This is a genomic window from Rhodococcus sp. 1163, assembly GCF_002091985.1.
Lineage (GTDB): Bacteria > Actinomycetota > Actinomycetes > Mycobacteriales > Mycobacteriaceae > Rhodococcoides.
This window is the reverse complement of sequence record NZ_MKKX01000003.1, coordinates 117,702-141,899: the sequence shown is the minus strand read 5'-3', so window position 1 is coordinate 141,899 and position 24,198 is coordinate 117,702. Positions and strand designations below refer to the sequence as shown.

The window sequence follows — 24,198 nt, the reverse complement described above, 5'->3', positions numbered from 1 at the left end:
CTTCGTGTCGATGCCGTAAGAGTGTGTAGCTGAGTTCTGCGTCTCCTACGACACGCACGCTCATCCCCGCTCGGAATTCGAACTGAGCACGTTTCTTCTCACAAAGCCCCCCGATCCAACCGAACGCGTGTGCAAGCGGTGAGTTTCAGCCCCCACCCTTTCACCGTCCGGCAGAGAAAAGATGCAGGAGCCTTTGATGTCGTCGACAACCGACGCGACAACCGATGCGACAGGCGCGAAATCGCCTGATGTTGCACCCAGAGAGCGCACCGCACGGCCCACCAAGCGCCGCGCCGAAGGTCAGTGGGCCCTCGGATACCGCGAACCCCTCAACGCCAACGAGCAGGCGAAGAAGGACGACAACCCGCTGAACGTGCGGGCGCGCATCGAGAACATCTACTCCAAGCAGGGGTTCGACAGCATCGACAAGAGCGACCTGCGTGGACGCTTCCGTTGGTGGGGCCTCTACACCCAGCGTGAGGAGGGATACAACGCCACTTTCACCGGTGACGAGAACCTCGACCTCCTCGAAGCCAAGTACTTCATGATGCGAGTGCGTTGCGACGGAGGCTCTCTCAACCTCGAGCAGTTACGGACCATCGCCGGCATCTCGCAGGAGTTCGGCCGCAACACCGCCGACCTGTCCGACCGCGAGAACGTCCAGTTCCACTGGATCGAGGTCGAGAACGTACCGGAGATCTGGAAGCGCCTCGAGGCTGTCGGCCTGAAGACCACCGAAGCCTGTGGCGACTGCCCCCGCGTGGTTCTCGGCTCTCCCCTGGCCGGCGAATCCCTCGACGAGGTACTCGATCCCACCCCCGCTATCGACGAGATCGTGCGCCGCTACATCGGCGACCCTCGTTACTCGAACCTGCCCCGCAAGTTCAAGACTGCGATCTCCGGCCAGCAGGACGTAGTCCACGAGATCAACGACGTCGCGTTCATCGGCGTGAACCACCCGGAACACGGTCCCGGACTTGATCTCTGGGTCGGCGGCGGCTTGTCCACCAACCCGATGCTCGCTCAGCGCGTCGGCGCCTGGATTCCGCTCGACGAGGTTCCCGACGTCTGGGAAGGTGTTGTCTCGATCTTCCGTGATTACGGCTACCGCCGTCTGCGCGCCAAGGCCAGGTTCAAGTTTCTCATCAAGGACTGGGGAATCGAAAAGTTCCGCGAAGTCCTCGAGACCGAATACTTGAAGCGTCCCCTGATCGACGGCCCGGCACCCGAGAAGCCGACGCGGCCCATCGACCACGTCGGTATCCAGAAGACCCAGAACGGATTCAACGCAGTCGGTTTCGCTCCGATCGCGGGCCGCGTTTCGGGGACCATTCTCGCTCGGGTTGCCGACGCCGCCGAGAAGGCCGGCAGTGACCGAATCCGCTTCACGCCCTTCCAGAAGCTGATCATCCTCGACGTGGCCGAAGAAACTCTCGAGCCGCTGATCGCCGACCTCGACGCTCTGGGCCTCCCTGCTCGGCCGTCGCACTGGCGCAAGAACCTGATGGCCTGCTCCGGCATCGAGTTCTGCAAGCTGTCGTTCGCCGAAACACGCAAGCGCTCACAGGTTCTCGTGCCCGAACTCGAAGAGCGTCTGGCAGACATCAACGCCCAGCTCGACGTACCGATCACGATCAACATCAACGGTTGCCCCAACTCCTGCGCCCGCTCGCAGGTCGCGGACATCGGATTCAAGGGCCAACTGGTCGACGACGGTGAAGGAAATCAGGTCGAAGGCTTCCAGGTGCACCTGGGCGGCAGCCTCGGCTTCGACACTGCCTTCGGCCGAAAGTTACGCCAGCACAAGGTCACGAGCGTCGAGATGGGTGATTACATCGATCGCGTCGTACGGCAGTTCGTGAAGAACCGCAACGAGGGCGAACGCTTCGCCGAATGGGCAGTGCGAGCAGATGAGGCGGATATGCGATGACCACTCGGATGAACCTCTCGGTCGAGGAGTTGAAGGCGATCGCCGAGCGCGGCGCTCGCGAACTCGACGGAGCCGACGCTCACGAATTGCTTGCATGGACCGAACGCGAATTCGGCACCGACTATATCGTGGCGTCGAACATGCAGGATGCAGTCCTAGTACACCTTGCCGCCCAGGTACATCCGGGCATCGACGTCCTGTTCCTCGAAACCGGTTATCACTTCGCCGAAACCATCGGCACCCGCGACGCGGTGGAAGCCGTCTACGGCGTCAAGATCGTCAATGCCCGAGCCGAACTGACTGTGCCACAACAAGATGCGCTGGAAGGCAAAGATCTTTTCGCTCGCGAGCCGAATCGATGCTGTGCCATGCGCAAGGTTGCTCCGCTGAAAAAGGAGCTTGCAAACTACAGCGCCTGGGTTACCGGCATCCGTCGAGTCGAATCCCCTACCCGTGCCAATGCGCCTCTCATCTCCTTCGACGAAGGCTTCGGCCTGGTGAAGATCAATCCGATCGCAGCCTGGTCGGACGAGGACATGCAGAACTACATCGACGAGCACTCCATACTCGTCAATCCGCTTGTCGACGAAGGCTATCCATCGATCGGGTGCGCTCCCTGCACCATCAAGCCCGCCCCCGGCGCCGATCCGCGTAGCGGACGGTGGGCCGGTAAGGCCAAAACCGAATGTGGGTTGCACGCATCATGACACTGGACACGACGGCTGTAGAAGCCACGCGCACACTGCTCGACAGCGATCGATTCGACACACTCGACGCGCTCGAGTCCGAGGCGATCCATATTTTCCGTGAGGTAGCAGGCGAGTTCGAGCGCCCGGTCATTCTCTTCTCCGGCGGCAAGGACTCCACCGTTCTGCTGCATTTGGCGATCAAGGCCTTCTGGCCTGCGCCGCTTCCGTTCTCGCTGCTGCACGTCGACACCGGCCACAACTTGCAGGAAGTATTGGACTTTCGCGACTACGTAGTCGCCAAGTACAACCTCCGCCTGCACATCGCCAGCGTCGAGGACTACATCGCCGACGGCCGTCTCATCGAGCGTCCCGACGGCATTCGCAACCCACTTCAGACCGTTCCGTTGCTGGACTCGATCTCGGAGAACCGTTTCGATGCCATCTTCGGTGGTGCACGCCGCGACGAGGAGCGTGCTCGCGCCAAGGAGCGCATCTTCTCCCTTCGCAACGCATTCGGGCAGTGGGATCCGAAGAAGCAGCGTCCGGAATTGTGGAACCTCTACAACGGTAAGCATTCGCCGGGTGAGCAAGTTCGAGTGTTCCCGTTGAGCAACTTCACCGAACTCGACATCTGGCGTTACATCGCCCGGGAAGACGTCGAATTGGCGTCCATCTACTACGCCCACCAGCGCCCGGTGTACCAGCGCGACGGAATGTGGATGACTCCCGGTGTGTGGGGCGGCCCGAGCGAATCCGAGGAGCTGCAGACTCTGTCGGTTCGGTACCGGACCGTGGGCGATGGATCCACCACTGGCGCAGTTCTCTCCGATGCCGCGGACAACGACGCGATTCTTGCCGAGGTCGCGGCATCTCGGCTCACCGAACGTGGTGCCACTCGCGGAGACGATCGTGTTTCCGAGGCTGCCATGGAAGACCGCAAGCGCGAAGGATACTTCTGATGAGCAACTCTCGTTCCGATTCCGCAGCCCCCACTTCCGGTACACAGCTTCTACGGCTTGCCACCGCCGGGAGCGTCGACGACGGTAAGTCCACCCTGGTCGGGCGCCTGCTCTACGACACGAAATCTGTTCTCGCCGACCAGATCGATGCCGTCACACGCGCATCGGTCGACCGTGGACTGAGTACGCCGGACCTGTCACTGCTGGTCGACGGCCTGCGTGCCGAGCGCGAGCAGGGCATCACGATCGACGTTGCCTACCGGTACTTCGCGACACCCGCGCGTTCGTTCGTTCTCGCCGACACACCCGGCCACGTTCAGTACACCCGTAACACCGTCTCCGGTGCGTCCACGGCTCAGCTCGTCATACTTCTCGTCGACGCACGCAAGGGTGTCATCACGCAAACACGTAGGCATGCAGCAGTTCTCGCACTACTCGGGGTACCAAAGCTGGTCTTGGCAGTCAACAAGATCGACCTCGTCGAGAATCCGGAGCAAGTCTTCGCGGACATCTCCGAAGAATTCAACTCTCTGACGAGTTCACTTGGCTGGGCTACCGAGGATGTCACCGAGATTCCGGTGTCCGCCCTGCATGGTGACAATGTGGCGGTGCGCTCGACCAAGACCCCGTACTACGACGGCCCGACGCTGATAGAGCATCTCGAGTCCGTCCCGGTGGACGCAGAACCTCATCGAGTGGGACTGAGGTTCCCCGTGCAGTACGTAATCCGCCCGCGCACAGCCGAATTCCCGGACTACCGCGGCTACGCCGGCCAAGTTGCAGCGGGAACGGTGTCCCCCGGCGACGAAGTCGTCGTGTTGCCCTCGGGAGTACGCACGACCGTCGAGCGCATCGACACAGCCGATGGCGAACTCGGATCGGCCCATGCCGGCCGTAGCGTCACGTTGATTCTCGCCGACGACGTCGATGTTTCTCGAGGTGACACCATCGCTTCCCCGCAGGATGCGCCGGAGGCCCTCGGTGAATTCGACGCCACTGTGTGCTGGCTCGCCGAGAAGCCCCTGCGTCCAGGTGCGCGCCTGCTACTCAAGCACGGAACGCGTACCACGCAGGCCATCGTCGGCTCGCTGGTCGAGCGGTTCGACGAGCAGAAATTGATGTCCGAGCCGTCACCGGAATCGCTGGAGCTCAACGACATCGGTCGAATCTCGGTTCGGGTGGCCGAGCCGATCGTGGCGGACGACTACCGGGTCAACCGACACACCGGCAGCTTTCTGCTGATCGACCCGAACGGTGGAAACACCCTTGCTGCCGGTCTGGTCGGCGACGCGTTGTCCGCTGTCGAGCTCGGGACGCCGATACCGGCGTGAGCGTGCTGATTGCTACCGCTCACGGCAGCCGCGACCCACGCTCGGCTCGCACGGTGCACGCGGTTGTCGATCGGATCCGAATTCGGCGCCCGGATGTGGATGTGCGAGTGGCGTTTCTGGACCTGACGGAGCCGCACGTCGATCGAGTGATCGACGATGTCGCTCTTGAGGGTGCAGACTCGGCAGTCGTCGTTCCGCTGCTGCTCGGCAGCGCGTTTCATGCGAGAGTGGACTTGCCGACGATGCTCGAAGCGGCACGGCTGCGTAACCCAGGATTGTCGCTGGTGCAGGCCGACGTACTGGGCGAGGATCAGCGGTTGTTCGATGCCGTTCGCTCACGCATATTCGACGCCGGTGTCGACGTCGACGACCCCGATGTCGGGGTCCTTCTCGCCGCTGTCGGATCCTCGGACAGTGCCGCCAACGAACGCACTCGTGCCATTGCTCGACACGTTCTCACGAGCACGCGTTGGTGCGAGGCCGTGACATGCTTTGCGACCGTGCCGAATCCGGGCCCTGCCGAGGCTCTCCAGCTCCTGCACAACGCGGGTGCGAGGAAGATTGTGCTCGCGCAGTGGTTCCTTGCACCGGGGTTGCTGACCGACCGGGTATCCGCAGTTGTGGACGAATCAGGTTTCGACGTCGTCCGAGCGGACGTCATCGGTGCGCATTCGTCGGTGGCCGAGGTGGTGTCCCATCGTTACGATTGCGCTCTGACGCACATCGTCACTGCAGACAACGATCACCTCAATAGGTAGATCCGGCGGCCGGCGCCATGGTGCCCTTGGAATTGAGGATCTTCGGGATCCGTGTGGCGCGTACGTACACCGTCTCTCCGGCGTTGAGCTGGAGTGCTTCACTGTCGCCGCGCGTGATCTGCGCTGTGAAGGGTTCTCCGGTTGCCGCATTCTTCAGTTCGACCTTCACCTCGAATCCGAGACGTACGACGCGTTCGACGATGGCGCGAGTCACGCCCGCTGATTCGGCTGTGCCGTTCTCCTGCGCCAGCGACATGCTCGGATCCCGACCGACGCGAATGTCGTGCGGTCGGACCAGTAGTCCGTTGAGCTTTGCGACCTGCCCGAGGAAGGACATCACGAAGTCGTTCTCGGGACGATCGTAAAGGTCCTCGGGCGTACCGACCTGCTCGATGCGCCCCTTGTTGAGCACCGCGATCCGGTCAGCGACGTCGAGTGCCTCTTCCTGATCATGTGTCACCAATACCGTCGTGACGTGAACCTCGTCGTGCAATCGACGTAGCCAGGTCCGAAGATCCTCACGGACCTTCGCGTCGAGGGCGCCGAACGGCTCGTCGAGCAGCAGCACTTGTGGGTCGACCGCGAGCGCGCGTGCGAGTGCCATCCGCTGCCGTTGGCCGCCCGAGAGCTGCGCCGGGAACCTCGTCTGGAAGCCGGCGAGGCCGACGATCTCGAGGAGTTCGTCCACCTTCCGCTTGATTTCCGGTTTCGGTCGCTTCCTGATTTTCAGTCCGAAGGCGACGTTGTCGCGAACGCTGAGGTGTTTGAAGGCTGCATAGTGCTGGAACACGAATCCGATCTCACGACGCTGTGGGCTCACCCACGTCACGTCCTGGCCGGCCAGGACCACCTGACCGGAGTCGAGTTGCTCGAGGCCCGCAATCGACCTCAGCAAGGTCGACTTACCAGAGCCACTGGGCCCGAGCAACGCCGTCAGTGAGCCCTTGGGGATGTCGATGCTGACGTTGTCGAGTGCGGCGAAGTCGCCGTATTTCTTGTTGGCGCCGACAACGGAGATCTCGATCTCGTTGTTTTTCGATGTGGTCATTACTTCGTCCTCTTTTTGTCGAGGGCAGTCATCAGCAGCAATACGATGACGGCAATTGCCATGAGCAGCGTGGATGCGGCATATGCACCCGCTTGGTTGAAGTCCTCGTATCGTGAATTCACCAACAGCGTCAGTGTCTGCGAGATGCCTGGCAAGTTGGTCGACACCATGATCACGGCGCCGAACTCACCGAGCGAACGCGCAACGGTCAGGACGATTCCGTACGTCAGGCCCCAGCGAATGGCAGGAAGTGTGATCCTCCAAAAGGTCTGCATCGAGGAAGCCCCCAACGTCGATGCAGCTTCTTCCTGCTCTTCTCCGATTTCGTAGAGCACTGGCTCCACTTCGCGCACCACGAAGGGCAGCGTCACGAAGATCGTCGCTATCACCATCCCTGGCAAAGCGAAGATGATTTTGAAGCCGAGACTCTCGATGCCACCGAACCAACCGTTGGCACCCCACAGCAGGATGAGCGCGACGCCGGTGACGATGGGCGACACCGCAAACGGAAGGTCCACGATGGCCTCGAGGACACCCCTTCCACGGAATCGTCCACGCACGAGTGCAAGGGCTGTGATGACTCCGAACACGACGTTGATCGGAACGACGATCGCGACGATCAGCAACGACAGTTGCAGTGCCGACTGCGCGGCCGGCGTCGTTATCAGTCCCCAGAACTCGGCGATCCCATTTTCGAAAGTTCGATAGAGGATGGCGCCGAGCGGAAACAACACCAGTGCAGCGAGATAGAACAACGCAACGGCCCGCAGCGAGAGTTTGACCGGGAGTCCGAGCTTCATCGGATCTGTTCCTCTCTTCGAGCGAGTCGACTTCCCACGATGCGAAGAACGAACAGGACGACGAACGCCAACGCGAGCAAGACGACCGAGATCGCTGCTGCGTCGACCTGATGGTCGTACTCGATCAGTTCGCGGATGTACTGGGATGCGATCTGCGTTTGCCCTGGTATGTTGCCGCCGATGAGGACAACCGATCCGAATTCGCCGATAGCCCTTGCGAAGGCCAGCCCTGCGCCGCTCAGAACTGCGGGCATCAGCACCGGAAGCACGATGCGCCGGAAGATGGTCCAGTTGCCTGCGCCCAGTGACGCCGCCGCTTCTTCCACCTCTTTGTCGACCTCGATGAGTACCGGTTGTACTGCGCGCACAACGAACGGCAATGTGACGAACAACAACGCAACGACGACAGCGGGCTTGGTGGCATTGAAGACCAGGCCGATAGGGCTGGTCGGGCCGTAGAGCGAGAGCAACACCAGGCTCGCCACGATCGTCGGCAATGCGAACGGCAGGTCGATCACCGCATTGACGAATCGTTTGCCCGGGAACTCGTCCCGAACGAGCACCCACGCAATCAGCGTGCCGAGGAAGAGATTGACGAGCGCAGTGGCAGCCGACACTTCCAGCGTCACCTTGAATGTCGCGATCGCACGCGGCTGTGTCACCGCATCCCAGAAACCGGCTGCCCCATTGTCGAACGACTTGACCAACAACGCCGCGAGCGGCAACAGCACGATGATGCTCAACCACAACACCGCCACTCCGAGGCCGAGCGGACCGACGGATCCGGGACCGCGGAACTTACGCCCCTTACGCGGAGACGCGCGCCATGACCGTGACTCGGCCTCGATAGTGGTCGACATGGTTCCTACTTGGTGTTTTCGCTGTAGATGGTCGTGATCGCACCGCTGTCACCGAACAGATCGGCGTCGACCTGACTCCAACCACCGAGATCGTCGATAGTCCGCAGCTTCTCCGGGGTGAAGAACTTGTCCGAGTACTCGGCTGCAACGTCCGGGTCGACGGGTCGGAATCCTGCCTCCGCCCAGATCTTCTGTCCTTCGTCGGTATAGATGTAATCGTTGAGAGCATTGGCCAATTCCAGCTGGCCGCTGGTGTTCACCACAGCAACAGGATTTTCGATACGGAAGGTATCTGCCACATCGATGTGCTCGACCTTCTCGCCCTGCTCTTCGATGAGGAGTGCCTCGTTCTCGTAGCTGATCAGCACGTCGCCCTGCCCCTGCAGGAACGCCTCGGTTGCCGCACGACCCGACTCCGGTTGTACCGGAAAGTGTCCCGACACGAGCTTCTGAACGTAATCGAGACCTGCCTGCCGATCCTGACCGCCGTTGCTCTTTGCCGCGTACGGCGCCAGCAGATTCCACTTGGCCGAACCCGAGCTCAGTGGGCTCGGACTGATGACCTGCACATCAGGGGCGAGCAGATCGTCCCACGTTCGAATATTCTTCGGGTTGCCCTCGCGGACGACCAAGGTGACGACCGATCCGAAAGGCACGCCGCCGTAAGCGTTCTGGTTCCAATCCTCATCGACCTTGCCCGCCTTGACCAACCGCGTCACATCCGGCTCGACGGAGAAGTTCACGATGTCAGCCGGGGCACCGTCGGCCACTTTGCGTGACTGGTTACCCGAGGCACCGTAGTCGGCGTTGATCGAACTGTCTTCGCCCGCTTCGCTTCCCGCGAATGCAAGCCCGATCGCATCCCAGCCGTTCTTCGGCACTGCGTAACCGACGAGGGTCAGCGCGGTGCCACCCGAGGATCCGCCCGAGTCACCGACGGCATCACTGGAGCCACCTCCGCAGGCGGAAAGAACGAGTGTTCCCACCGCAGCGAAGGTGGTGAGCAGGTAACGAGAGCTGTGTCTCATCGAGAAGGAGCCTTTCATCTGTTCAGTCCGTTCGAAGCCGATTCGCAGCTGTACGAGTGGACGGTGTGCGGGCACGCATGCGCGGAACGAGAGACCAGCGCAGCGAAAGCAAGAGGGATGGCCGGTCGAGTCGATCGACATCGGGCACCCACGTAGAACAAGCGGTGCAGGTAACGACAGATCGCAGCGAGCAAGCAGGCTACAACGCCTGACCGTCATGCGGCCGGAGCGCCACGAGGTCTATCGACAACAGTCGATATCGGCCACTGCGAGCATGCCGACCGCAATCAACGCCAATTCATGGCGGACTCGGTACTCGGCAGCGGCAGACACGGACAGAAATCTAGCAGAGGATCCTGGTGGACTCTAATTCCTCGATCGGTCCCCGCGGATATGCGTCGACTATCTGGTCAGAAACCAGGCGATCACGACGAGAACGAGCAGAGCGAACAGTGCTAGCGAGACCCTCGACCGTGGCATCAGTGGCCTTCCGTTTTCGACGTTTCTTGAAATGGGGCTTCCAGCTCGGACTGGGCGTGAGCATCTCGACCCAGCACTCGCAGCAGTACTGCAAGAACTCGGTCCAACAGGACCGCGAGCCCTGATGCAACGGGTACGACCACCAGCATCACTACGAGCGACTGTGGAATGAACGGGAGAGCGGTGATCCACAGTTCGATCCCGTCCCACCAGGTCGCTATTGCATCCACGCCGTTCACTCTATCGGTCCGCCACGCCGATAAACCCCGGCGGTAGACGATGGCCGCACACACGGATGATGATGGGACCATGACGGCATTCGAGAACGAGTCGACAGTGGTCCCCGTAACCGACGATTCCGTCCTGGCAGCTGGGGTACCTGACGGCGACGAGCACCCTTCACAGGGCGCTCTGGCCAGTACCGAGGCCCCGGTTTCCAGCCTCACCTCGTACCGAAGCGCCTTCCCTCCGATCGACGATTATGCATTTCTCTCCGATTGCGAGACGACATGTCTCATGGCCAGGAACGGTTCGGTGGAGTGGATGTGTATCCCACGCCCCGACTCACCGAGCGTGTTCGGTGCGGTACTGGACCGTAGCGCCGGCCATTTTCGGGTCGGGCCGTACGGCCAGTCCGTCCCAGCTGCCCGACGCTACCTACCAGGCGGCTTGATCGTCGAGACAACGTGGCAGACCGAAACCGGTTGGCTCGTCGTACGCGATGCATTGGTAATGGGTCCGTGGCACAACACCGATCAGCGTTCCCGCTCACACAAGCGGGCGCCGTCCGATTGGGATGCCGAGCACATCCTTCTCCGCACGGTCAAATGTGTCAGCGGCACTGTCGAATTGGAGATGAGCTGCGAGCCGGCATTCGACTACCACCGTGCGCCTGCGCAGTGGGAGTACACCGGCAAGGTCTACGAGCAGGCAACAGCAACATGCCAAGCCAGTACCGACGGAGACCAGCCGACGCTGACTCTGACAACCAATCTTCGTATCGGCATCGAGGGCCGAGAAGCTCGTGCTCGTACCCGTATGGCCGAGGGTGACAACATCTTCGTGGCGCTCTCGTGGTCCCATCTGGCCGCCCCTACGACATTCGACGAGGCAGCGGAGAAGATGTGGCGAACCGCCGAGTGTTGGCGTCAGTGGATCACCATCGGACGATTCCCCGACCATCCGTGGCGCGGATACCTGCAGCGCAGTGCGCTCACCCTCAAAGGTCTCACCTATGCACCCACCGGAGCTCTATTGGCAGCATCGACTACCTCACTACCGGAAACCCCTGGCGGAGAGCGCAATTGGGACTACCGATACACCTGGGTACGCGACTCGACCTTCGCACTGTGGGGCCTCTACACACTCGGGCTCGACCGCGAAGCCAATGACTTCTTCTCGTTCATGGCCGATGTGTCCAGGGCCGAGAACGGCGATGCCAATCCGCTCCAAGTGATGTACGGCGTCGGCGGTGAGAAGACTCTCGAAGAAAGCGAGCTGCTCCACCTGTCCGGTTACGACGGCGCCCAACCCGTCCGCATCGGAAACGGCGCCTACAACCAGGAGCAGCACGATATCTGGGGAACGATGCTCGACTCGGTGTACCTGCACGTGAAGTCACGCGAACATGTGCCGGAGTTCTTGTGGCCCCTGCTCAAGCGACAGGTCGAGGAAGCGATCGCGAATTGGCGTAAACCCGACCGCGGAATCTGGGAGGTGCGTGGCGAACCGCAGCATTTCACCTCGTCCAAAATGATGTGCTGGGTAGCGCTCGACCGCGGTTCGAAGCTTGCCGAAATCCACGGCGAGAGCGGCTATGCCGCGCAATGGAACGAGATCGCCGACGAAATCAAAGCCGATATCCTCGAGCACGGCGTCGACTCTCGCGGGGTACTGACCCAGCGATACGGACACCCTTCTCTGGACGCGTCCTTGCTGCTGGCACCGTTGCTCAGATTCCTCCCACCCGACGACGAACGCATCAAGGCGACAGTGCTGGCCATTGCCGACGAGCTCACCGAGGACGGGTTGGTGCTTCGGTACCGCGTCGACACGACCGACGACGGTCTGGCGGGCGAGGAGGGCACCTTCACCATTTGTTCTTTCTGGCTGGTGTCGGCGCTCGTGGAGATCGGCCACCTACAACGTGCCAAGCACCTGTGCCAACGTTTGCTGGGATACGCGAGCCCCTTGAAGCTCTACGCCGAAGAACTCGATGCGAAGACCGGCCGGCACCTCGGCAACTTCCCGCAAGCCTTCACGCACCTCGCGCTCATCAATGCCGTTGTTCACGTCATTCGAGCGGAGGAAGCTCAGGCCACCGGACACTTCAAGCCTGCGCACGTCAACTAAAATTCCATCCGTGCCGTTCCCTCAGCGCCATCTCTCAGCGCTGCAGCTGCTGCGCCCATTCGGCCAACAGCTCGGCTGCGGGGACCGCCCTGGCTCTGAGGTGGCCCGTGCCTGCCCACATCGACAGCCCCGACGGATCTCCCGCAGCAGCAGCCTTGGCCCGCATGGGTCCGGTGAGGTAGTGCACGTCTGGGTAGGCCAGCGGTGCCACGGCAGAGTTCTCCGAGATGAACTCGTTGACGAGTCCACGTGCTGGACGGCCGGAAAACGCGCGGGTCACCGCGGTGCGGGACGCCTTCCTCAGCTGCTCTCGGTGGACCGCCCTGGTACCGGCTTCCGGGGTATCGAGAAAGGCCGTGCCCAGCTGCGCCGCGTGCGCCAATCCTGAAGACAGCAGCGGTGCGATGTCGTGTCCGTCCATCAATCCACCCGCTGCAATACGTGGAAGGCTCGACGCCGCCCGCACGGCCTCGAGTACACCCGTCAACGGAACTTCTGGGGCCGAACCATCGAAACTTCCTCGATGGCCGCCACTTTCGGGGCCTTGCACCACGAGTGCGTCCACCCCGTTGGCTTGCGCCTCGTGTGCTTCCGACCCGCTCGTCACGGTGCACCAGACCTCGGACCCGACCTCGTGCAGCGCCGCGACCTCTGCGGCACTGAACGTGCCGAACGTGCTTGTCACGACGGGAACCGGGTGCTCGACGAGCCAGCTGAATTTGTCGGAATAGTAGTCGTCGCGCCGCGGCAACTCCCCCGGTTCGACGTCGTACCGCGCGAACCATGGCTCGAGATGCCGCGCATACGCAGCGACATCGGCGCCTGTCGGGTCGTCCGGGATGAACAAGTTGACACCGAAAACGATGCCTCGCATCGAAACAACCTGTGTGGCAAGCTTATCGACGTCGAGCAGGGCACCGCCGAGCATGCCCAGTCCGCCCGCGTTCGACACCGCTGACGCGAGTTCCACGGTCGAGGGCCCACCGGCCATCGGCGCACTGATCACTGGGACGCGAAGCCCGTCGAGGATGACCGTGGAGCGAATCACTTCTTCGGCTTGTCCGTCGACGACTCCGAAGACAACGCGGCAACGAAGGCTTCTTGCGGAACCTCGACCCGACCGATGGTTTTCATCCGCTTCTTGCCCTCCTTCTGCTTCTCGAGGAGTTTGCGCTTACGGCTGATGTCACCGCCATAACATTTGGCGAGCACGTCTTTGCGGATCGCGCGGATGTTCTCGCGAGCGATGATCCGGGACCCGATAGCAGCCTGAATGGGCACCTCGAACTGCTGGCGCGGAATCAACTCTTTGAGCTTGGTGGTCATCTTGTTTCCGTATGCGGCCGCGGCATCCTTGTGCACGATCGCGGAGAAGGCGTCGACTGCCTCACCCTGAAGGAGGATGTCCACCTTGACCAGAGCTGCGCTCTGCTCGCCGATCTCTTCGTAGTCGAGGCTCGCGTAGCCACGAGTACGCGACTTCAAGATGTCGAAGAAGTCGAAGATGATCTCCGCCATGGGAATCGTGTAGCGCAGTTCGACCCGCGTCTCCGACAGATAGTCCATTCCGCCCAGCTCGCCGCGCCTGCCCTGACAGAGCTCCATGATCGAACCGATGAACTCGCTCGGGGTGATGATGGTGCACTTCACCATCGGCTCGAAGACGTCGCGCACCTTGCCCTCGGGCCAGTACGACGGGTTGGTCACCACATGCTCGGCGTTGTCTTCCATCTCGACGCGATACACCACGTTCGGGGAGGTGGAAATCAAATCGAGGTTGAATTCTCGTTCCAGGCGCTCACGGGTGATCTCCATGTGCAGCAACCCGAGGAACCCGCAGCGGAAGCCGAATCCGAGCGCGACCGAGGTCTCGGGCTCGTAGGTGAGCGCAGCGTCGTTGAGTTGCAGCTTCTCGAGTGCGTCACGCAGATCCGGGTAGTCGGACCCGTCGAGTGGGTACAGGCCGGAGTACACCATCGGGCGGGGTTCGCGATACCCGGTGAGGGGTTCCGTCGCACCCTTGCGCGCCGTGGTCACGGTATCGCCGACCTTCGACTGTCGAACGTCCTTGACGCCGGTGATCAGGTATCCGACCTCGCCGACGCCGAGCCCCTTGGTCGCTTTCGGATCGGGTGAAACGATCCCGACTTCGAGTAGTTCGTGAGTCGAGCCGGTCGACATCATCGTGACCTTCTCGCGCGGGTTGAGAGCCCCGTCGACCACTCGGACATAGGTGACGACGCCGCGGTAGGTGTCGTACACGGAATCGAAAATCATTGCCCGCGCGGGCCCGTCCGGGTTCCCGACTGGCGCGGGGACCAGCTTGACGACCTCGTTGAGCAATTCCTCGACGCCGACACCCGTCTTGCCCGAGACGCGAAGTACGTCTTCCGCTTCGCACCCGATGATGTGCGCGATCTCGGCGGCGTAGCGGTCGGGGTCCGCTGCGGGGAGGTCGATCTTGTTCAGAACCGGAATGATCGTCAGCTCTTTTTCGAGCGCGAGGTACAGGTTCGCGAGCGTCTGAGCTTCGATCCCCTGCGCGGCGTCGACCAGCAACACTGCACCCTCACAGGCCTCGAGGGCACGAGAGACCTCGTAGGTGAAGTCGACGTGACCGGGAGTGTCGATGAGGTGGAGTACGAACTCCTCGCCGTCGACCAGCCACGGAAGGCGAACGTTCTGAGCCTTGATCGTGATGCCGCGTTCACGCTCGATGTCCATACGATCGAGGTACTGAGCCCGCATGGATCGGTCATCGACGACGCCCGTGAGCTGCAACATCCGATCTGCCAGCGTCGACTTGCCATGGTCGATGTGGGCGATGATGCAGAAGTTCCTGATCCTGGACGGATCGGTGAACGTCGTGTCGGCGAAGCTGGGCACTTACGATCCTTTGGCCGGGGAGAAGAGCGAACGGACAGAGTCCATCTTCCCATGTCTCGCGCCCGAAGACTTCCCCGGCTGGCCGTTCGTGCGGAATGACTAGACTGTTCTCGCATGGCAGGGAACTGGAGCAAGTTCGGTAAGGAATTGAGCAGGATCGCGCGGCGCGAGGGTCCGAGACTGTTCCGTCAACTTCAGAGTTCGGGCGCCCTCCAGAAGGGCATCGATGCCTTGTCGAGTACAAGCTCCTCCGGCCCGACCGTCGATTCGGGGCGTCCGGTCGCCTCGCACACCGTCCCGACCGCACATCGCGCACGACGGGTCGAATACTCCCCCGATCTCGATGGGAAAGCCGATCCCGGTGAAATCGTGTGGACCTGGGTCACCTACGAAGAAGATGCGAATCAGGGCAAGGACCGACCCGTCCTCGTAGTCGGGCGCGACGGCGACGTCCTGCTCGGCTTGATGCTCTCGAGTCAGAGCAAGCGCGACGGTGAACGAGACTGGGTTGCCATCGGTTCGGGTTCCTGGGACAGCGAGGGACGTCCTAGTTGGATTCGACTCGATCGGGTGCTCGACGTCCCCGAGTCGGGGATCCGACGCGAAGGTGCAGTACTGAACAAGTCGAAGTTCGACATCGTGGCGTCGCGTTTGCGCAGTGACTTCAGCTGGTCCTGATTCAGGATTCGAGACGGTTGTACCGACCGAACACGCCGCGATAGATGAGGGCACCCAACGCTCCGCCTACCAGCGGAAATACGATGAAGAGCCAGACCTGAGAAAGCGCACCGGGTTGCCACGCCGCGACGGCGAGGCTCCGAGCGGGATTCACCGACGTGTTGTCGATGGGAATGGCAACGAGGTGAATGACGGTGAGTGTGAATCCGATCGATACCCCTGCCAGTGGCACGTCGGAGATCTGATCGGTCGATGCCAACACCACGAAGACGAGCAGCGCGGTCAGCAAGACCTCGATGACGATCGCGGCGCCGATGCCGTAACCGTTCTCCAGCACACCCCCGAGCGGGCCCTTGATGGCGGAGGGGCTGTGCGCGCCCCAACCATTTGCGCCGAGTCCATCCACTGTGCGGTCGTACGACGGGAGACTGTTCGCGACCGCGAACAGAGTTGCGCCTGCGATGAGTCCGCCTATCACTTGAGCGAGAACGTAGAGGCCCGCTTTGGCGATGGACAACCGCCCCAGTAACAACTGCCCCATGGTGACAGCGGGATTGACGTGGCAACCGGAGATCGGGCCGATCGCATAGACGAGAAACAGCAAGGTGAGCCCGAAAGCCAGTGCAACGCCGAGGTTTCCGACCTTGTCCCCCGCGAACACTGCAGTACCGACGGCGGTGAACACGAGCACGAAGGTGCCGATCGCCTCCGCGACATACTTTTTCGTGTCGGAGATTACTTCCGGTTCCGCATACTCCTGTGCTGTCGACATGTCCCCACCTTGCTGAGAAGGTATTCCCGGCCAAATCCTGTCGAGCAGTAGGTTACGCCACTCATGTGATCTCCACCACACGATCGGGAGGTGCGGAACCGCACTTCCGATCGGCACTCCAGAGGGCGAGTTTTCCAGCCTCCACCCTCGGCATTCACACCGCGAGCGTCGCCGATTTCGGTTATGACTGCCAGTGCTGGTATTCTTGACCTTCGGCGCTGGGCTCAACAGCTCGGCAGCATACTTCGGGCATTTCAGCATGGATCGCCCTGACCGGAATACCGACGAAGACAGAAGGATTTACGCGTGGCAAACATCAAGTCCCAGAAGAAGCGGATTCTCACCAACGAGCGTCAGCGACTGCGCAACCAGTCGGTGAAGTCTTCGCTGCGGACGGTCATCCGTTCCTTCCGTGATGCCACTTCGACCGGCGACAAGGACAAGGCCTCGGCATTGCTCCTGACGGCAGCTCGCCAGCTCGACAAGGCAGCAAGCAAGGGCGTCATCCACAAGAACCAGGCAGCCAACAAGAAGTCGGCACTGGCTCTCGCGGTCAACAAGCTCTGATCTTCACGTAACGAAAGAACCCGCTCGGATCGCCGAGCGGGTTCTTTTGCGTGACCTACCGGCTGCCCAATTCCGCCACCACTGACACTGCATGCTCGACGGCGTAATCGAAGTCGGCAGCTTGCCCCTTCACGTCTGCATTCAACTGCGCGACGATCTGCAACGCTTCTGCGATCGATCGACCGTTCCACGTGCGGGCCTGACCTTGCGCCTTCTTGATCTTCCAGGGCGGCATGCCCAGCTCTCCCGCCATCCTGAACGGGTCTCCGCGTCCCGCCGACCCCACCAGCGCAATGGTGCGCACTGCATCTGCCAATGCATCGGCGAGAAGCACGTGCGGCACCCCCCGGTGTTGGGCCCATCGCAAGGCTTCCAATGCGCCGGGACGGTCCCCCGCTACTGCCTTGTCCGCAACGTCGAAGCCGGACACTTCTGCCTTGCCGGAGTAATACCGACGTACAGCGGCGACATCGACCTTGCCACCGGTGTCTGCAATCAACTGCGAACATGCCGCGGCTAGTTCGCGGAGCTCGGAACCGACCGACTCGACGATTGCGTCGACCACGTCACCACTGACCCGGACCTGTGCGGCGGTGAACTCGCGTTTGACGAAGTCCACCCGCTCGGATGTCTTGGTCAGCTTCACGCACTCGTGGGTGACGGCGCCACTCTTCTGCAGCGATCCGACCAGAGCCTTTGCGCGGCCACCGCCGGAGTGCATGACGATCAGCACCGCGCCGGCCGGCGGATCTGCCGCCGCATCGACCACGATGGCCATTGCGTCCTTGCCTGCTTCGGCGGCGGCCTCGAGAACCACGACCCGATCCTCGGCGAAGAGCGACGGGCTCAGCAGCTCGGCCAATTCCGGGGCGCTGGCGTCACCGGCACGAAGCTTCGTCACGGGAAGATCTTCACCGGGTTGTTGAGTCGATCTGATCTGCCCGACGATCGACGCCACTGCGCGGTCCATCAGCAACTCCTCGTCGCCGAGGACGAGATGGAGGGCTGCAGGTGGGGTATTCGCATTCACATGTGCGATCGTGCCATGCCGGTCCGACCTTTTCCGAACTCCATGCAGCTCTCACAACCGAAGTCCCGTGAGCCAGAACAACACGAGGACTACGCAGAGACCACCGAGTATCCAGCGGGCCGGCCGAAAGCGCAGTGCGAGTATCAGGACGGCGAGCGCACCCACCACTGCAGCGGCACCGGGAACGCCACTGGTGATCTCGAACCCGGCCCCGGGTACCGACGCGGCCCACTGCGCCACGGAGATCAACCACCACAGTGGCGCGGATGCCACCAGCACGACCAGCGATGCGGCACCGGTGGCGAAGGTCGCTACGACCGCCACGATCGCGCCGATCACCGTGATGGGTGCCACGAGTGGAGCCACGGCTACGTTCGCCACCACACCGACCGCTGAGAACGTGCCCGACATCCCTGCCACCACTGGCGCAGTCACCGCGTGGGCGGCTGCTGCCACCGCCAGGATCTCGGCGCTCGCTCTCCCCCACCCATGTCTGCGTAGCCAGTCCACCCACACCGGCGCCAAGACGACCAAACCAGCCGTCGCCGATACCGACAGCGCGAACCCGAAGTCCACGGCAAGTTCCGGCCACCAGGCGATCAGGCCGAGTACCGCCGAACACAGAGCTGGAACCGCTTGACGCCTGCGCCCGGTGACGAGCGCGAGCAGTCCGATGCTTCCCATCACTGCCGCCCGCAGCACGCTCGGAGACGGACGCGCGATCACCACGAAGATCAGCAGAACGAGACCGCACACCGAAGCCGTTGTGCGCGGGCCCGTTCCGATTCCTCGGGCGAGCAGAAGGACAGCACCGAGCAGGATCGAGAAGTTCGCACCGGAGACCGCTGTCAGATGAGTCAGACCAGCGGCCCGGAAATTGTTTGCTATCTCCTCCGGTAACGCGGACACGTCGCCGACCACCAGTCCCGGCAAGAGACCGCCCCGGTCCGGCGGCAACGACGTCGAAGCGACGAGGGCGAGATTCGATCGGACGTGCCGAGCGGCTGCCGCGAGGAGTCCAGGTTCGGAGACCGAGGTCGGCGGGCCGGCGACTCGCACCACGGCCACGGTGAGGTCCGCACGGTCCGGTACGGACAGCTGCCCGCGGAGCGTCACCTCCTGGCCTGGTACCAGGTCTTCCCAACCGTCGGCAGGTGCGATGACCAGTACACGTCCACCGACGCGGTGCGGTGTTCCGGCAATATCCATTTGCGTCAGCTCGGCTCGGACCGTCACGGTCTCGGGCCCAGCGGACCTCGACGACCGCGGATCTTCACGCACGGTCACGGCTGCGCTGACCCAGGCCTGCAGTTCTGCGGCTCGGCCGACCGGGCTTGTCTCGAATACTCCGACGTGTATCGCGGCCGCTGCGGCGAAGCACGCTCCCAGAACGAGCATCGCCACCACGCCTGGCACCACGCGCCGAACCGAGCCGGACTGTTCCGAAACAACTGCAGCACCGGCCACACCGATCACAGCAGCGGCAACACCGAGCGCAACGGCAAGAATCGTCACCGCTGCGGATCCGGCCAACACGCCGAACACCATCGCAGCCCAACACAGCAGAGTCGACGGGACCAGCCGAAAATCATAGGGACGGATCTCCGGTTCGGTCACACGAACACCTGGCTCCGGAGCTTCTCGAGACGAACGGGGCCGATGCCGTCGACTTCACCTAGTTGAGCGACATCGGTGAACGGACCGTTCACCTCACGCCACGAGACGATGTTCGCAGCGGTCACCGGGCCTACTCCCGAGAGGGCATCCAGCTCGGCGACCGTCGCGGTGTTCAGATTCACCGTGCCGCCACTGGAGCTGCCGGACACCGACGCTCCGGTCGACCCGGATTTGTCCGCTGTACTCGAACTCGCTTGGGCGCCTGATGTTCCCGAAACCCCCGATACCGTTCCGCTCACCAGAGGCCGCGGATCGTGCGGGATGGCCCCGACTACGATTTGATCGCCGTCGCTGACCTTCGCCGCCAGGTTCAGTGCCAAAACGTCCGCACCGTCGAGCGGACGTGCCGCGGCCAACGCGTCCGCCACCCGCGAGCCGGGCGGCAGATGAATCAGACCCGAAGACGACACGAGGCCGACGACACTGACTACGACGTCTGCTGCAGGAACCGGTTCCGGTCCTTCGGTGGGGCGACCGGACTTCGGCGGTGTCGCAGCAGCCCCCGACTCGGGTGTTACCACCGGAAGCGGCGGTACCGGAACGACTTCCGAAGAATTACGAAAAAATCCGTAGCCGGCCACGAGGACGACGAGGAGGCCGACGCCGCACAATGCGAACATGCCTTTTCGTCCCGGATCGAACCGGGCACCTCGCCAACGCTCCGGAAGGTACGGCGAGAGTGCCGTCGTGCGGCCTTCTTCTACGTCGAGCCAATTGTCTTGTGCCGGAGCATCATCGATACTTTCACCCGAACCGGTCAGTGATCGCAGTCGCTCTTCGGGTCTCGCCATGTCACGGACACTAACGATGGCGGCATCAGGTCGGCACAGAATTGCGTGGTCACCGATTGCCCTGTGGAACAAGGCCTCGCCTGTGGACAACACCCCTCGCACAACCGAAACTCTCGTGCGAGAGGACGGTGGTCACGCCTGGGGACACACGGCGACGCCCACTGCGCCTGGACCCACATGAGCCCCGACAACAGCACCGAACGGCAGCGTTTCGAGCGTGACGATCTGCGGGATTCGGTCGGCGAGCATCGAAGCGACAGTCGCTGCGCGGGCTTCGCACTGCATGTGATGAACGGTGAGCGCAACCCCCGATTCACCCGATACCGCGGCAACCGCCTCGACGAGCTTGCCGAGTGCCTTCGTCGAGGTCCGAGTTTTCTCTTTCAGCACGAGCTTTCCGTCGGCGAGGTGGAGCACAGGCTTCATGGCAAGCGCCGTCCCCAACAATGCTGCCGCCGCACCGATCCGCCCGCCGCGGCGTAGATGATCGAGTCGATCGACCACGATGAAGCATCGCGTCCGGGCCGACACCGCCACGGCTTCGGCAAAGACCGAATCGAGAGTCCCGCCGCCGGCAGCAACACGCGCCGCCGAAAGTGCGGCGTAGCCGACTCCCATGGCCGCAGCAGCCGAATCCACAACGCGGACGCGATCACCCAGCTGGGCGGCCGCTTGCCGCGCCCCATCCCAGGTGCTCGACAGTCCACGGGAGATATGGACGGCCACCACTCCTGCACCGTCACTTCGCTCGAGTGCCGCGCCGTAAATATCGACCAGCTCGCCCGGCGAGCTGCCCGCCGTGGTCACCGGTCCGTCGGCGACAAAGTCCTCGGGGATGTCGTCGATACCTTCGCGGAGATCGACGCCGCCGACGAAGACGTGCAGTGGTGCGATCGCGATTCCGGCACTGCGCGCAACACCAGGTTCTAGGCACGCCGAAGAATCGGTAACCACCGCGATGGTCATGGCGCGGTTCCCTGTGTTTTGCGGAGTTCGACCAGCATCGCTTCGGCGACGGCGACGTGTGCGTCCCAGCCCCAGTGGATCCCGTCCGGGTTGGCGTTGTCGGAGTAGATGTTCTCGCGGACTGCTTCTGCAAGGTCGACCAAGGGGACGCCCGTGCTCTCACTCCAGGTGCGTAGTGCGCGCTCGGCTGCCGGTCGACCGGCATGGACCTTGCCGTACGCGTCACTGCGATGCACGGAGGGCAGTGTGCCGATGACGGGAAGCTCAGGCCGAACGTATGCCAAAGCCGCGCGCGCCTGTTCGAGATAATCGACACTCAGTTTCGGTGGCAACGCTACCGGCCAACGCAGATGCGCGAATCTCGGTTGTACCCACTGATATCCCGCTCGAACGACTCTCCGCAACGCAGGCGGGCGGACGTACCGAATCTGTTCGCGTAGAGCCGTCGGCAACGGTGACGGCAAAGAGTCCATTCCGCCGACACCGAAAACGACTGCACCCGCTTTCGGGATGGCAGCCCAGACCCGCGGATCCTGTGTCAGAGCCCACCACACGTCACGACTGGTCCAGCCGATGCGGGCAACCAACTCGACCCGCCATCCGAGCTCGGCCGCGACGAGGTTCGGCCAAATCCTCGGATCATCTACCGGCAGGCCGCCTTTGGGGCCGTAGTAGCTGAGCGAATCGGCGAGCACCAGCAATACCGGCGGAGCATTGTTCTCGGCCGCAGGCGGGGCGTAATCGTCAGAGGATGTCACTGGCCACTCTCGCCGATGCGTTCCAGACATCCAGGCGCCAACCGAGGGCTTCGCCCTCTCCGTGACTGCTCAGCTGTACCCAACTCGTATTGGACAGACCGCCGAGAACCGGCCATCGATCGACTGGAAGGTCGAGCAGCGACGCGGTGAGAGCGGCGATCAATCCACCGTGCGCGACGAGCACGATCGGACGATCGGAGCTGTCGGCCCCCCATTCCGGTAGCTGCGCCAGAAGCTCTTCGACGACGGGCACACTTCGGCGAGCCACATCGATACGGCTTTCACCCCCAGGCGGTGTGATCGAGGCGTCGGCGCGCCACTTCAGACGCGCTCCCGGTGCTTGCGCGTCGACATCGAGATGCGTGAGCCCCTGCCACTGACCCAGGTGCGTCTCACGCAGTCTCGCGTCGGTCGAGACCGGCAGGCCCGACGCTTCCCCGAGTGCGACGGCGGTGTCGAACGCGCGAGCAAGGTCCGAGGAGACCACGCGCAGCGGCGAACGCAGTGTCAGTTCCGCTGCCGCAGTTTTGGCCTGTGTACGCCCCAGCTCGGACAGATCGGTATCGAGCTGGCCCTGCATCCGGCTCGTCGCGTTGTATTCCGTCTGACCGTGTCGCAGCAGGATCAAATGCCGCTTGACGGCAGCGCTCACTGCTCCGTTTCCGGTTCCGCGCGCTCGCCGAGCCCTGGAACCTCGACGGTCGGGCAGTCCTTCCACAAACGCTCGAGGGCGTAGAAGTTGCGCTCGTCCTCGTGCTGGACATGGACGACGACGTCCACGTAGTCGAGCAGCGCCCATCGACCCTCACGGGTGCCTTCCTTGCGCACCGGCTTGAAACCGGATTCACGCAGGGTGTCTTCGATGCTCTCCACGATCGCGTTGACCTGTCGCTCGTTCGATGCCGAGGCGATCACGAAGCAATCGGTGATGAACAATTGATCCGATACGTCCAACACAACCACGTTCGTTGCGAGCTTGTCGTCGGCTGCGAGTGCCGCAATTCGCGCCATTGCGACGGCCTCGTTTGTTGCAGTCACTTGACTTCTCTCCCACTGTTCAGGCTCGAGTCCTCGGTCACTGCGCTGGTGACGGACTCGGCCGGTTGCTGTTTTTGTGGCGCAGGCTCCGACATGGTGACGGAGCCGTCGAGACGCTGTGCGCCCCTGGGTCGGTATAGATTTCTCTTCGAGATGTACTGCACCACGCCGTCGGGTACGAGGTACCAGACCGGGCGATTCTCGCTCGCCCGGAGCCTGCATTCGGTAGAGGAGATTGCCAGTGCAGGGATCTCGATGAGCGTAAGCGCGTCCGGAGACAAGTCTTGCAGGTGATCCGCCAGGTGCTCGACACCCAATTCGAACCCTGGTCGCGATACGCCGACGAATTTCGCCAGTTCGAAGAGTTCCTCCCAGTTCTGCCAGGTGAGGATACTCTCCAGCGCGTCGGCTCCGGTGATGAAGTAAAGCTCCGCAGTGGGATGCTGCGCGCGAAGGTCACGCAGGGTGTCGACGGTGTAGGTCAGCTTCTCGCGATCGACATCGACTCGGCTGACCGAGAACCGCGGGTTGGAGGCGGTAGCGATCACTGTCATCAGGTACCGGTCCTCGGCCGGGCTGACAGGCTTGCCTTCTTTCTGCCACGGCACACCGGTCGGAACGAAGATGACCTCGTCGAGATCGAACGTATTGGCAACTTCGCTCGCCGCCACGAGGTGCCCATGGTGGATCGGATCGAAGGTTCCACCCATCACGCCCAGCTTTCGGCGCGTTGCCGATTCGGTGGCTACGGCCGGAGATGGTTGCTGCACGATTGTCGAGCTTACTTCGCCCCGGCAATG

The 24,198-nt window shown here is 62.5% G+C and carries 25 protein-coding genes; 8 read left to right on the top strand and 17 right to left on the bottom strand.

Annotated elements, in window-relative coordinates:
• The first annotated feature begins 196 nt into the window (after positions 1-196).
• From BJD99_RS00635 to BJD99_RS00615, 5 genes are read left to right on the top strand one after another with little or no spacing between them, the layout of a single operon-like run.
• Positions 197-1,930 (top strand): nitrite/sulfite reductase, encoded by a 1,734-nt coding sequence (locus BJD99_RS00635; protein WP_084344864.1) that lies wholly within the window; start codon positions 197-199, stop codon positions 1,928-1,930.
• A complete protein-coding gene (locus BJD99_RS00630; RefSeq protein WP_084344742.1) occupies positions 1,927-2,637 on the top strand; it encodes a phosphoadenylyl-sulfate reductase in 711 nt (236 codons plus the stop codon). Before BJD99_RS00635 ends, BJD99_RS00630 begins: the two co-directional genes overlap by 4 nt.
• Positions 2,634-3,578: a sulfate adenylyltransferase subunit CysD gene (gene cysD / locus BJD99_RS00625; protein WP_084344740.1), complete on the top strand. Its 945-nt coding sequence runs from the start codon at positions 2,634-2,636 to the stop codon at positions 3,576-3,578. The genes BJD99_RS00630 and cysD overlap by 4 nt, the downstream gene beginning before the upstream one ends.
• The gene (locus BJD99_RS00620) at positions 3,578-4,909 is read left to right on the top strand and encodes a sulfate adenylyltransferase subunit 1 (protein ID WP_084344738.1); all 1,332 of its coding nucleotides are present in this window, start codon (positions 3,578-3,580) and stop codon (positions 4,907-4,909) included. The genes cysD and BJD99_RS00620 overlap by 1 nt, the downstream gene beginning before the upstream one ends.
• A complete protein-coding gene (locus BJD99_RS00615) occupies positions 4,906-5,667 on the top strand; it encodes a sirohydrochlorin chelatase (protein ID WP_084344736.1) in 762 nt (253 codons plus the stop codon). The genes BJD99_RS00620 and BJD99_RS00615 overlap by 4 nt, the downstream gene beginning before the upstream one ends.
• Here the strand turns inward: BJD99_RS00615 and BJD99_RS00610 are convergent.
• The 6 genes from BJD99_RS00610 to BJD99_RS00590 form a co-directional block, all read right to left on the bottom strand.
• Positions 5,657-6,715 (bottom strand): sulfate/molybdate ABC transporter ATP-binding protein, encoded by a 1,059-nt coding sequence (locus tag BJD99_RS00610; RefSeq protein ID WP_084344734.1) that lies wholly within the window; start codon positions 6,713-6,715, stop codon positions 5,657-5,659. The genes BJD99_RS00615 and BJD99_RS00610 overlap by 11 nt on opposite strands.
• The gene (gene cysW, locus BJD99_RS00605) at positions 6,715-7,515 is read right to left on the bottom strand and encodes a sulfate ABC transporter permease subunit CysW (RefSeq protein ID WP_084344732.1); all 801 of its coding nucleotides are present in this window, start codon (positions 7,513-7,515) and stop codon (positions 6,715-6,717) included. The genes BJD99_RS00610 and cysW overlap by 1 nt, the downstream gene beginning before the upstream one ends.
• Entirely contained in the window at positions 7,512-8,375 is an 864-nt protein-coding gene (cysT, locus tag BJD99_RS00600; protein WP_084344730.1) for a sulfate ABC transporter permease subunit CysT, read from the bottom strand. The genes cysW and cysT overlap by 4 nt, the downstream gene beginning before the upstream one ends.
• A 5-nt stretch (positions 8,376-8,380) precedes the next feature.
• A complete protein-coding gene (locus tag BJD99_RS00595) occupies positions 8,381-9,403 on the bottom strand; it encodes a sulfate ABC transporter substrate-binding protein (RefSeq protein WP_084344862.1) in 1,023 nt (340 codons plus the stop codon).
• 240 nt (positions 9,404-9,643) lie between these two features.
• A complete protein-coding gene (locus BJD99_RS21460; protein WP_354561833.1) occupies positions 9,644-9,736 on the bottom strand; it encodes an Ms4533A family Cys-rich leader peptide in 93 nt (30 codons plus the stop codon).
• A 146-nt stretch (positions 9,737-9,882) separates the two neighbouring features.
• Entirely contained in the window at positions 9,883-10,113 is a 231-nt protein-coding gene (locus BJD99_RS00590) for a hypothetical protein (RefSeq protein ID WP_084344728.1), read from the bottom strand.
• Between the two features lie 79 nt (positions 10,114-10,192).
• Between BJD99_RS00590 and BJD99_RS00585 the strand changes: the two genes are divergently transcribed.
• Positions 10,193-12,235 carry a glycoside hydrolase family 15 protein gene (locus tag BJD99_RS00585; RefSeq protein WP_084344860.1) on the top strand — a complete coding sequence of 681 codons (2,043 nt, stop codon included), beginning with the start codon at positions 10,193-10,195 and terminating at the stop codon, positions 12,233-12,235.
• 34 nt (positions 12,236-12,269) lie between these two features.
• Here BJD99_RS00585 and BJD99_RS00580 read toward each other — a convergent pair whose 3' ends face one another.
• Entirely contained in the window at positions 12,270-13,283 is a 1,014-nt protein-coding gene (locus BJD99_RS00580; RefSeq protein ID WP_256895224.1) for a nitronate monooxygenase, read from the bottom strand.
• On the bottom strand, positions 13,280-15,121 hold the full coding sequence (gene lepA, locus BJD99_RS00575; RefSeq protein WP_084344726.1) for a translation elongation factor 4: 1,842 nt from the start codon (positions 15,119-15,121) through the stop codon (positions 13,280-13,282). The genes BJD99_RS00580 and lepA overlap by 4 nt, the downstream gene beginning before the upstream one ends.
• Positions 15,122-15,235: 114 nt before the next feature.
• Between lepA and BJD99_RS00570 the strand changes: the two genes are divergently transcribed.
• Positions 15,236-15,799 carry a type II toxin-antitoxin system PemK/MazF family toxin gene (locus BJD99_RS00570; protein ID WP_084344724.1) on the top strand — a complete coding sequence of 188 codons (564 nt, stop codon included), beginning with the start codon at positions 15,236-15,238 and terminating at the stop codon, positions 15,797-15,799.
• Position 15,800: 1 nt separating this feature from the next.
• On the opposite strand, the gene BJD99_RS00565 is transcribed toward BJD99_RS00570, so the two are convergent.
• A complete protein-coding gene (locus tag BJD99_RS00565; RefSeq protein WP_084344856.1) occupies positions 15,801-16,571 on the bottom strand; it encodes an aquaporin in 771 nt (256 codons plus the stop codon).
• Between the two features lie 306 nt (positions 16,572-16,877).
• On the opposite strand from BJD99_RS00565, the gene rpsT reads away from it, so the two are divergent.
• Entirely contained in the window at positions 16,878-17,138 is a 261-nt protein-coding gene (gene rpsT, locus BJD99_RS00560) for a 30S ribosomal protein S20 (RefSeq protein WP_084344722.1), read from the top strand.
• Between the two features lie 55 nt (positions 17,139-17,193).
• On the opposite strand, the gene holA is transcribed toward rpsT, so the two are convergent.
• The 8 genes from holA to nadD form a co-directional block, all read right to left on the bottom strand.
• On the bottom strand, positions 17,194-18,168 hold the full coding sequence (holA, locus tag BJD99_RS00555; RefSeq protein ID WP_084344720.1) for a DNA polymerase III subunit delta: 975 nt from the start codon (positions 18,166-18,168) through the stop codon (positions 17,194-17,196).
• A 51-nt stretch (positions 18,169-18,219) separates the two neighbouring features.
• Complete coding sequence (locus BJD99_RS00550) at positions 18,220-19,785, bottom strand: ComEC/Rec2 family competence protein (protein ID WP_256895220.1); 1,566 nt, start codon at positions 19,783-19,785, stop codon at positions 18,220-18,222.
• Complete coding sequence (locus tag BJD99_RS00545) at positions 19,782-20,636, bottom strand: ComEA family DNA-binding protein (protein ID WP_084344718.1); 855 nt, start codon at positions 20,634-20,636, stop codon at positions 19,782-19,784. Before BJD99_RS00545 ends, BJD99_RS00550 begins: the two co-directional genes overlap by 4 nt.
• Positions 20,637-20,768: 132 nt before the next feature.
• Positions 20,769-21,602 carry a DegV family protein gene (locus BJD99_RS00540; protein WP_084344716.1) on the bottom strand — a complete coding sequence of 278 codons (834 nt, stop codon included), beginning with the start codon at positions 21,600-21,602 and terminating at the stop codon, positions 20,769-20,771.
• Complete coding sequence (gene octT, locus BJD99_RS00535) at positions 21,599-22,360, bottom strand: diglucosylglycerate octanoyltransferase (RefSeq protein ID WP_084344714.1); 762 nt, start codon at positions 22,358-22,360, stop codon at positions 21,599-21,601. The genes BJD99_RS00540 and octT overlap by 4 nt, the downstream gene beginning before the upstream one ends.
• Complete coding sequence (locus tag BJD99_RS00530) at positions 22,347-23,012, bottom strand: histidine phosphatase family protein (RefSeq protein ID WP_084344712.1); 666 nt, start codon at positions 23,010-23,012, stop codon at positions 22,347-22,349. The genes octT and BJD99_RS00530 overlap by 14 nt, the downstream gene beginning before the upstream one ends.
• Positions 23,009-23,398: a ribosome silencing factor gene (gene rsfS / locus BJD99_RS00525; RefSeq protein WP_084344710.1), complete on the bottom strand. Its 390-nt coding sequence runs from the start codon at positions 23,396-23,398 to the stop codon at positions 23,009-23,011. Before rsfS ends, BJD99_RS00530 begins: the two co-directional genes overlap by 4 nt.
• Positions 23,395-24,168, bottom strand: a complete 774-nt coding sequence (gene nadD / locus BJD99_RS00520; protein WP_256895218.1) for a nicotinate-nucleotide adenylyltransferase — start codon at positions 24,166-24,168, stop codon at positions 23,395-23,397. The genes rsfS and nadD overlap by 4 nt, the downstream gene beginning before the upstream one ends.
• Positions 24,169-24,198 lie beyond the last annotated feature (30 nt).

Coding starts and splice junctions, on each gene's coding strand:
- BJD99_RS00635 (WP_084344864.1), top strand. CDS start 197: ATGTCGTCGACAACCGACGCGACAACCGATGCGACAGGCGCGAAATCG.
- BJD99_RS00630 (WP_084344742.1), top strand. CDS start 1,927: ATGACCACTCGGATGAACCTCTCGGTCGAGGAGTTGAAGGCGATCGCC.
- cysD (WP_084344740.1), top strand. CDS start 2,634: ATGACACTGGACACGACGGCTGTAGAAGCCACGCGCACACTGCTCGAC.
- BJD99_RS00620 (WP_084344738.1), top strand. CDS start 3,578: ATGAGCAACTCTCGTTCCGATTCCGCAGCCCCCACTTCCGGTACACAG.
- BJD99_RS00610 (WP_084344734.1), bottom strand. CDS start 6,715: ATGACCACATCGAAAAACAACGAGATCGAGATCTCCGTTGTCGGCGCC.
- cysW (WP_084344732.1), bottom strand. CDS start 7,515: ATGAAGCTCGGACTCCCGGTCAAACTCTCGCTGCGGGCCGTTGCGTTG.
- cysT (WP_084344730.1), bottom strand. CDS start 8,375: ATGTCGACCACTATCGAGGCCGAGTCACGGTCATGGCGCGCGTCTCCG.
- BJD99_RS00595 (WP_084344862.1), bottom strand. CDS start 9,403: ATGAGACACAGCTCTCGTTACCTGCTCACCACCTTCGCTGCGGTGGGA.
- BJD99_RS00585 (WP_084344860.1), top strand. CDS start 10,193: ATGACGGCATTCGAGAACGAGTCGACAGTGGTCCCCGTAACCGACGAT.
- BJD99_RS00570 (WP_084344724.1), top strand. CDS start 15,236: ATGGCAGGGAACTGGAGCAAGTTCGGTAAGGAATTGAGCAGGATCGCG.
- BJD99_RS00565 (WP_084344856.1), bottom strand. CDS start 16,571: ATGTCGACAGCACAGGAGTATGCGGAACCGGAAGTAATCTCCGACACG.
- BJD99_RS00545 (WP_084344718.1), bottom strand. CDS start 20,636: ATGGCGAGACCCGAAGAGCGACTGCGATCACTGACCGGTTCGGGTGAA.
- BJD99_RS00540 (WP_084344716.1), bottom strand. CDS start 21,602: ATGACCATCGCGGTGGTTACCGATTCTTCGGCGTGCCTAGAACCTGGT.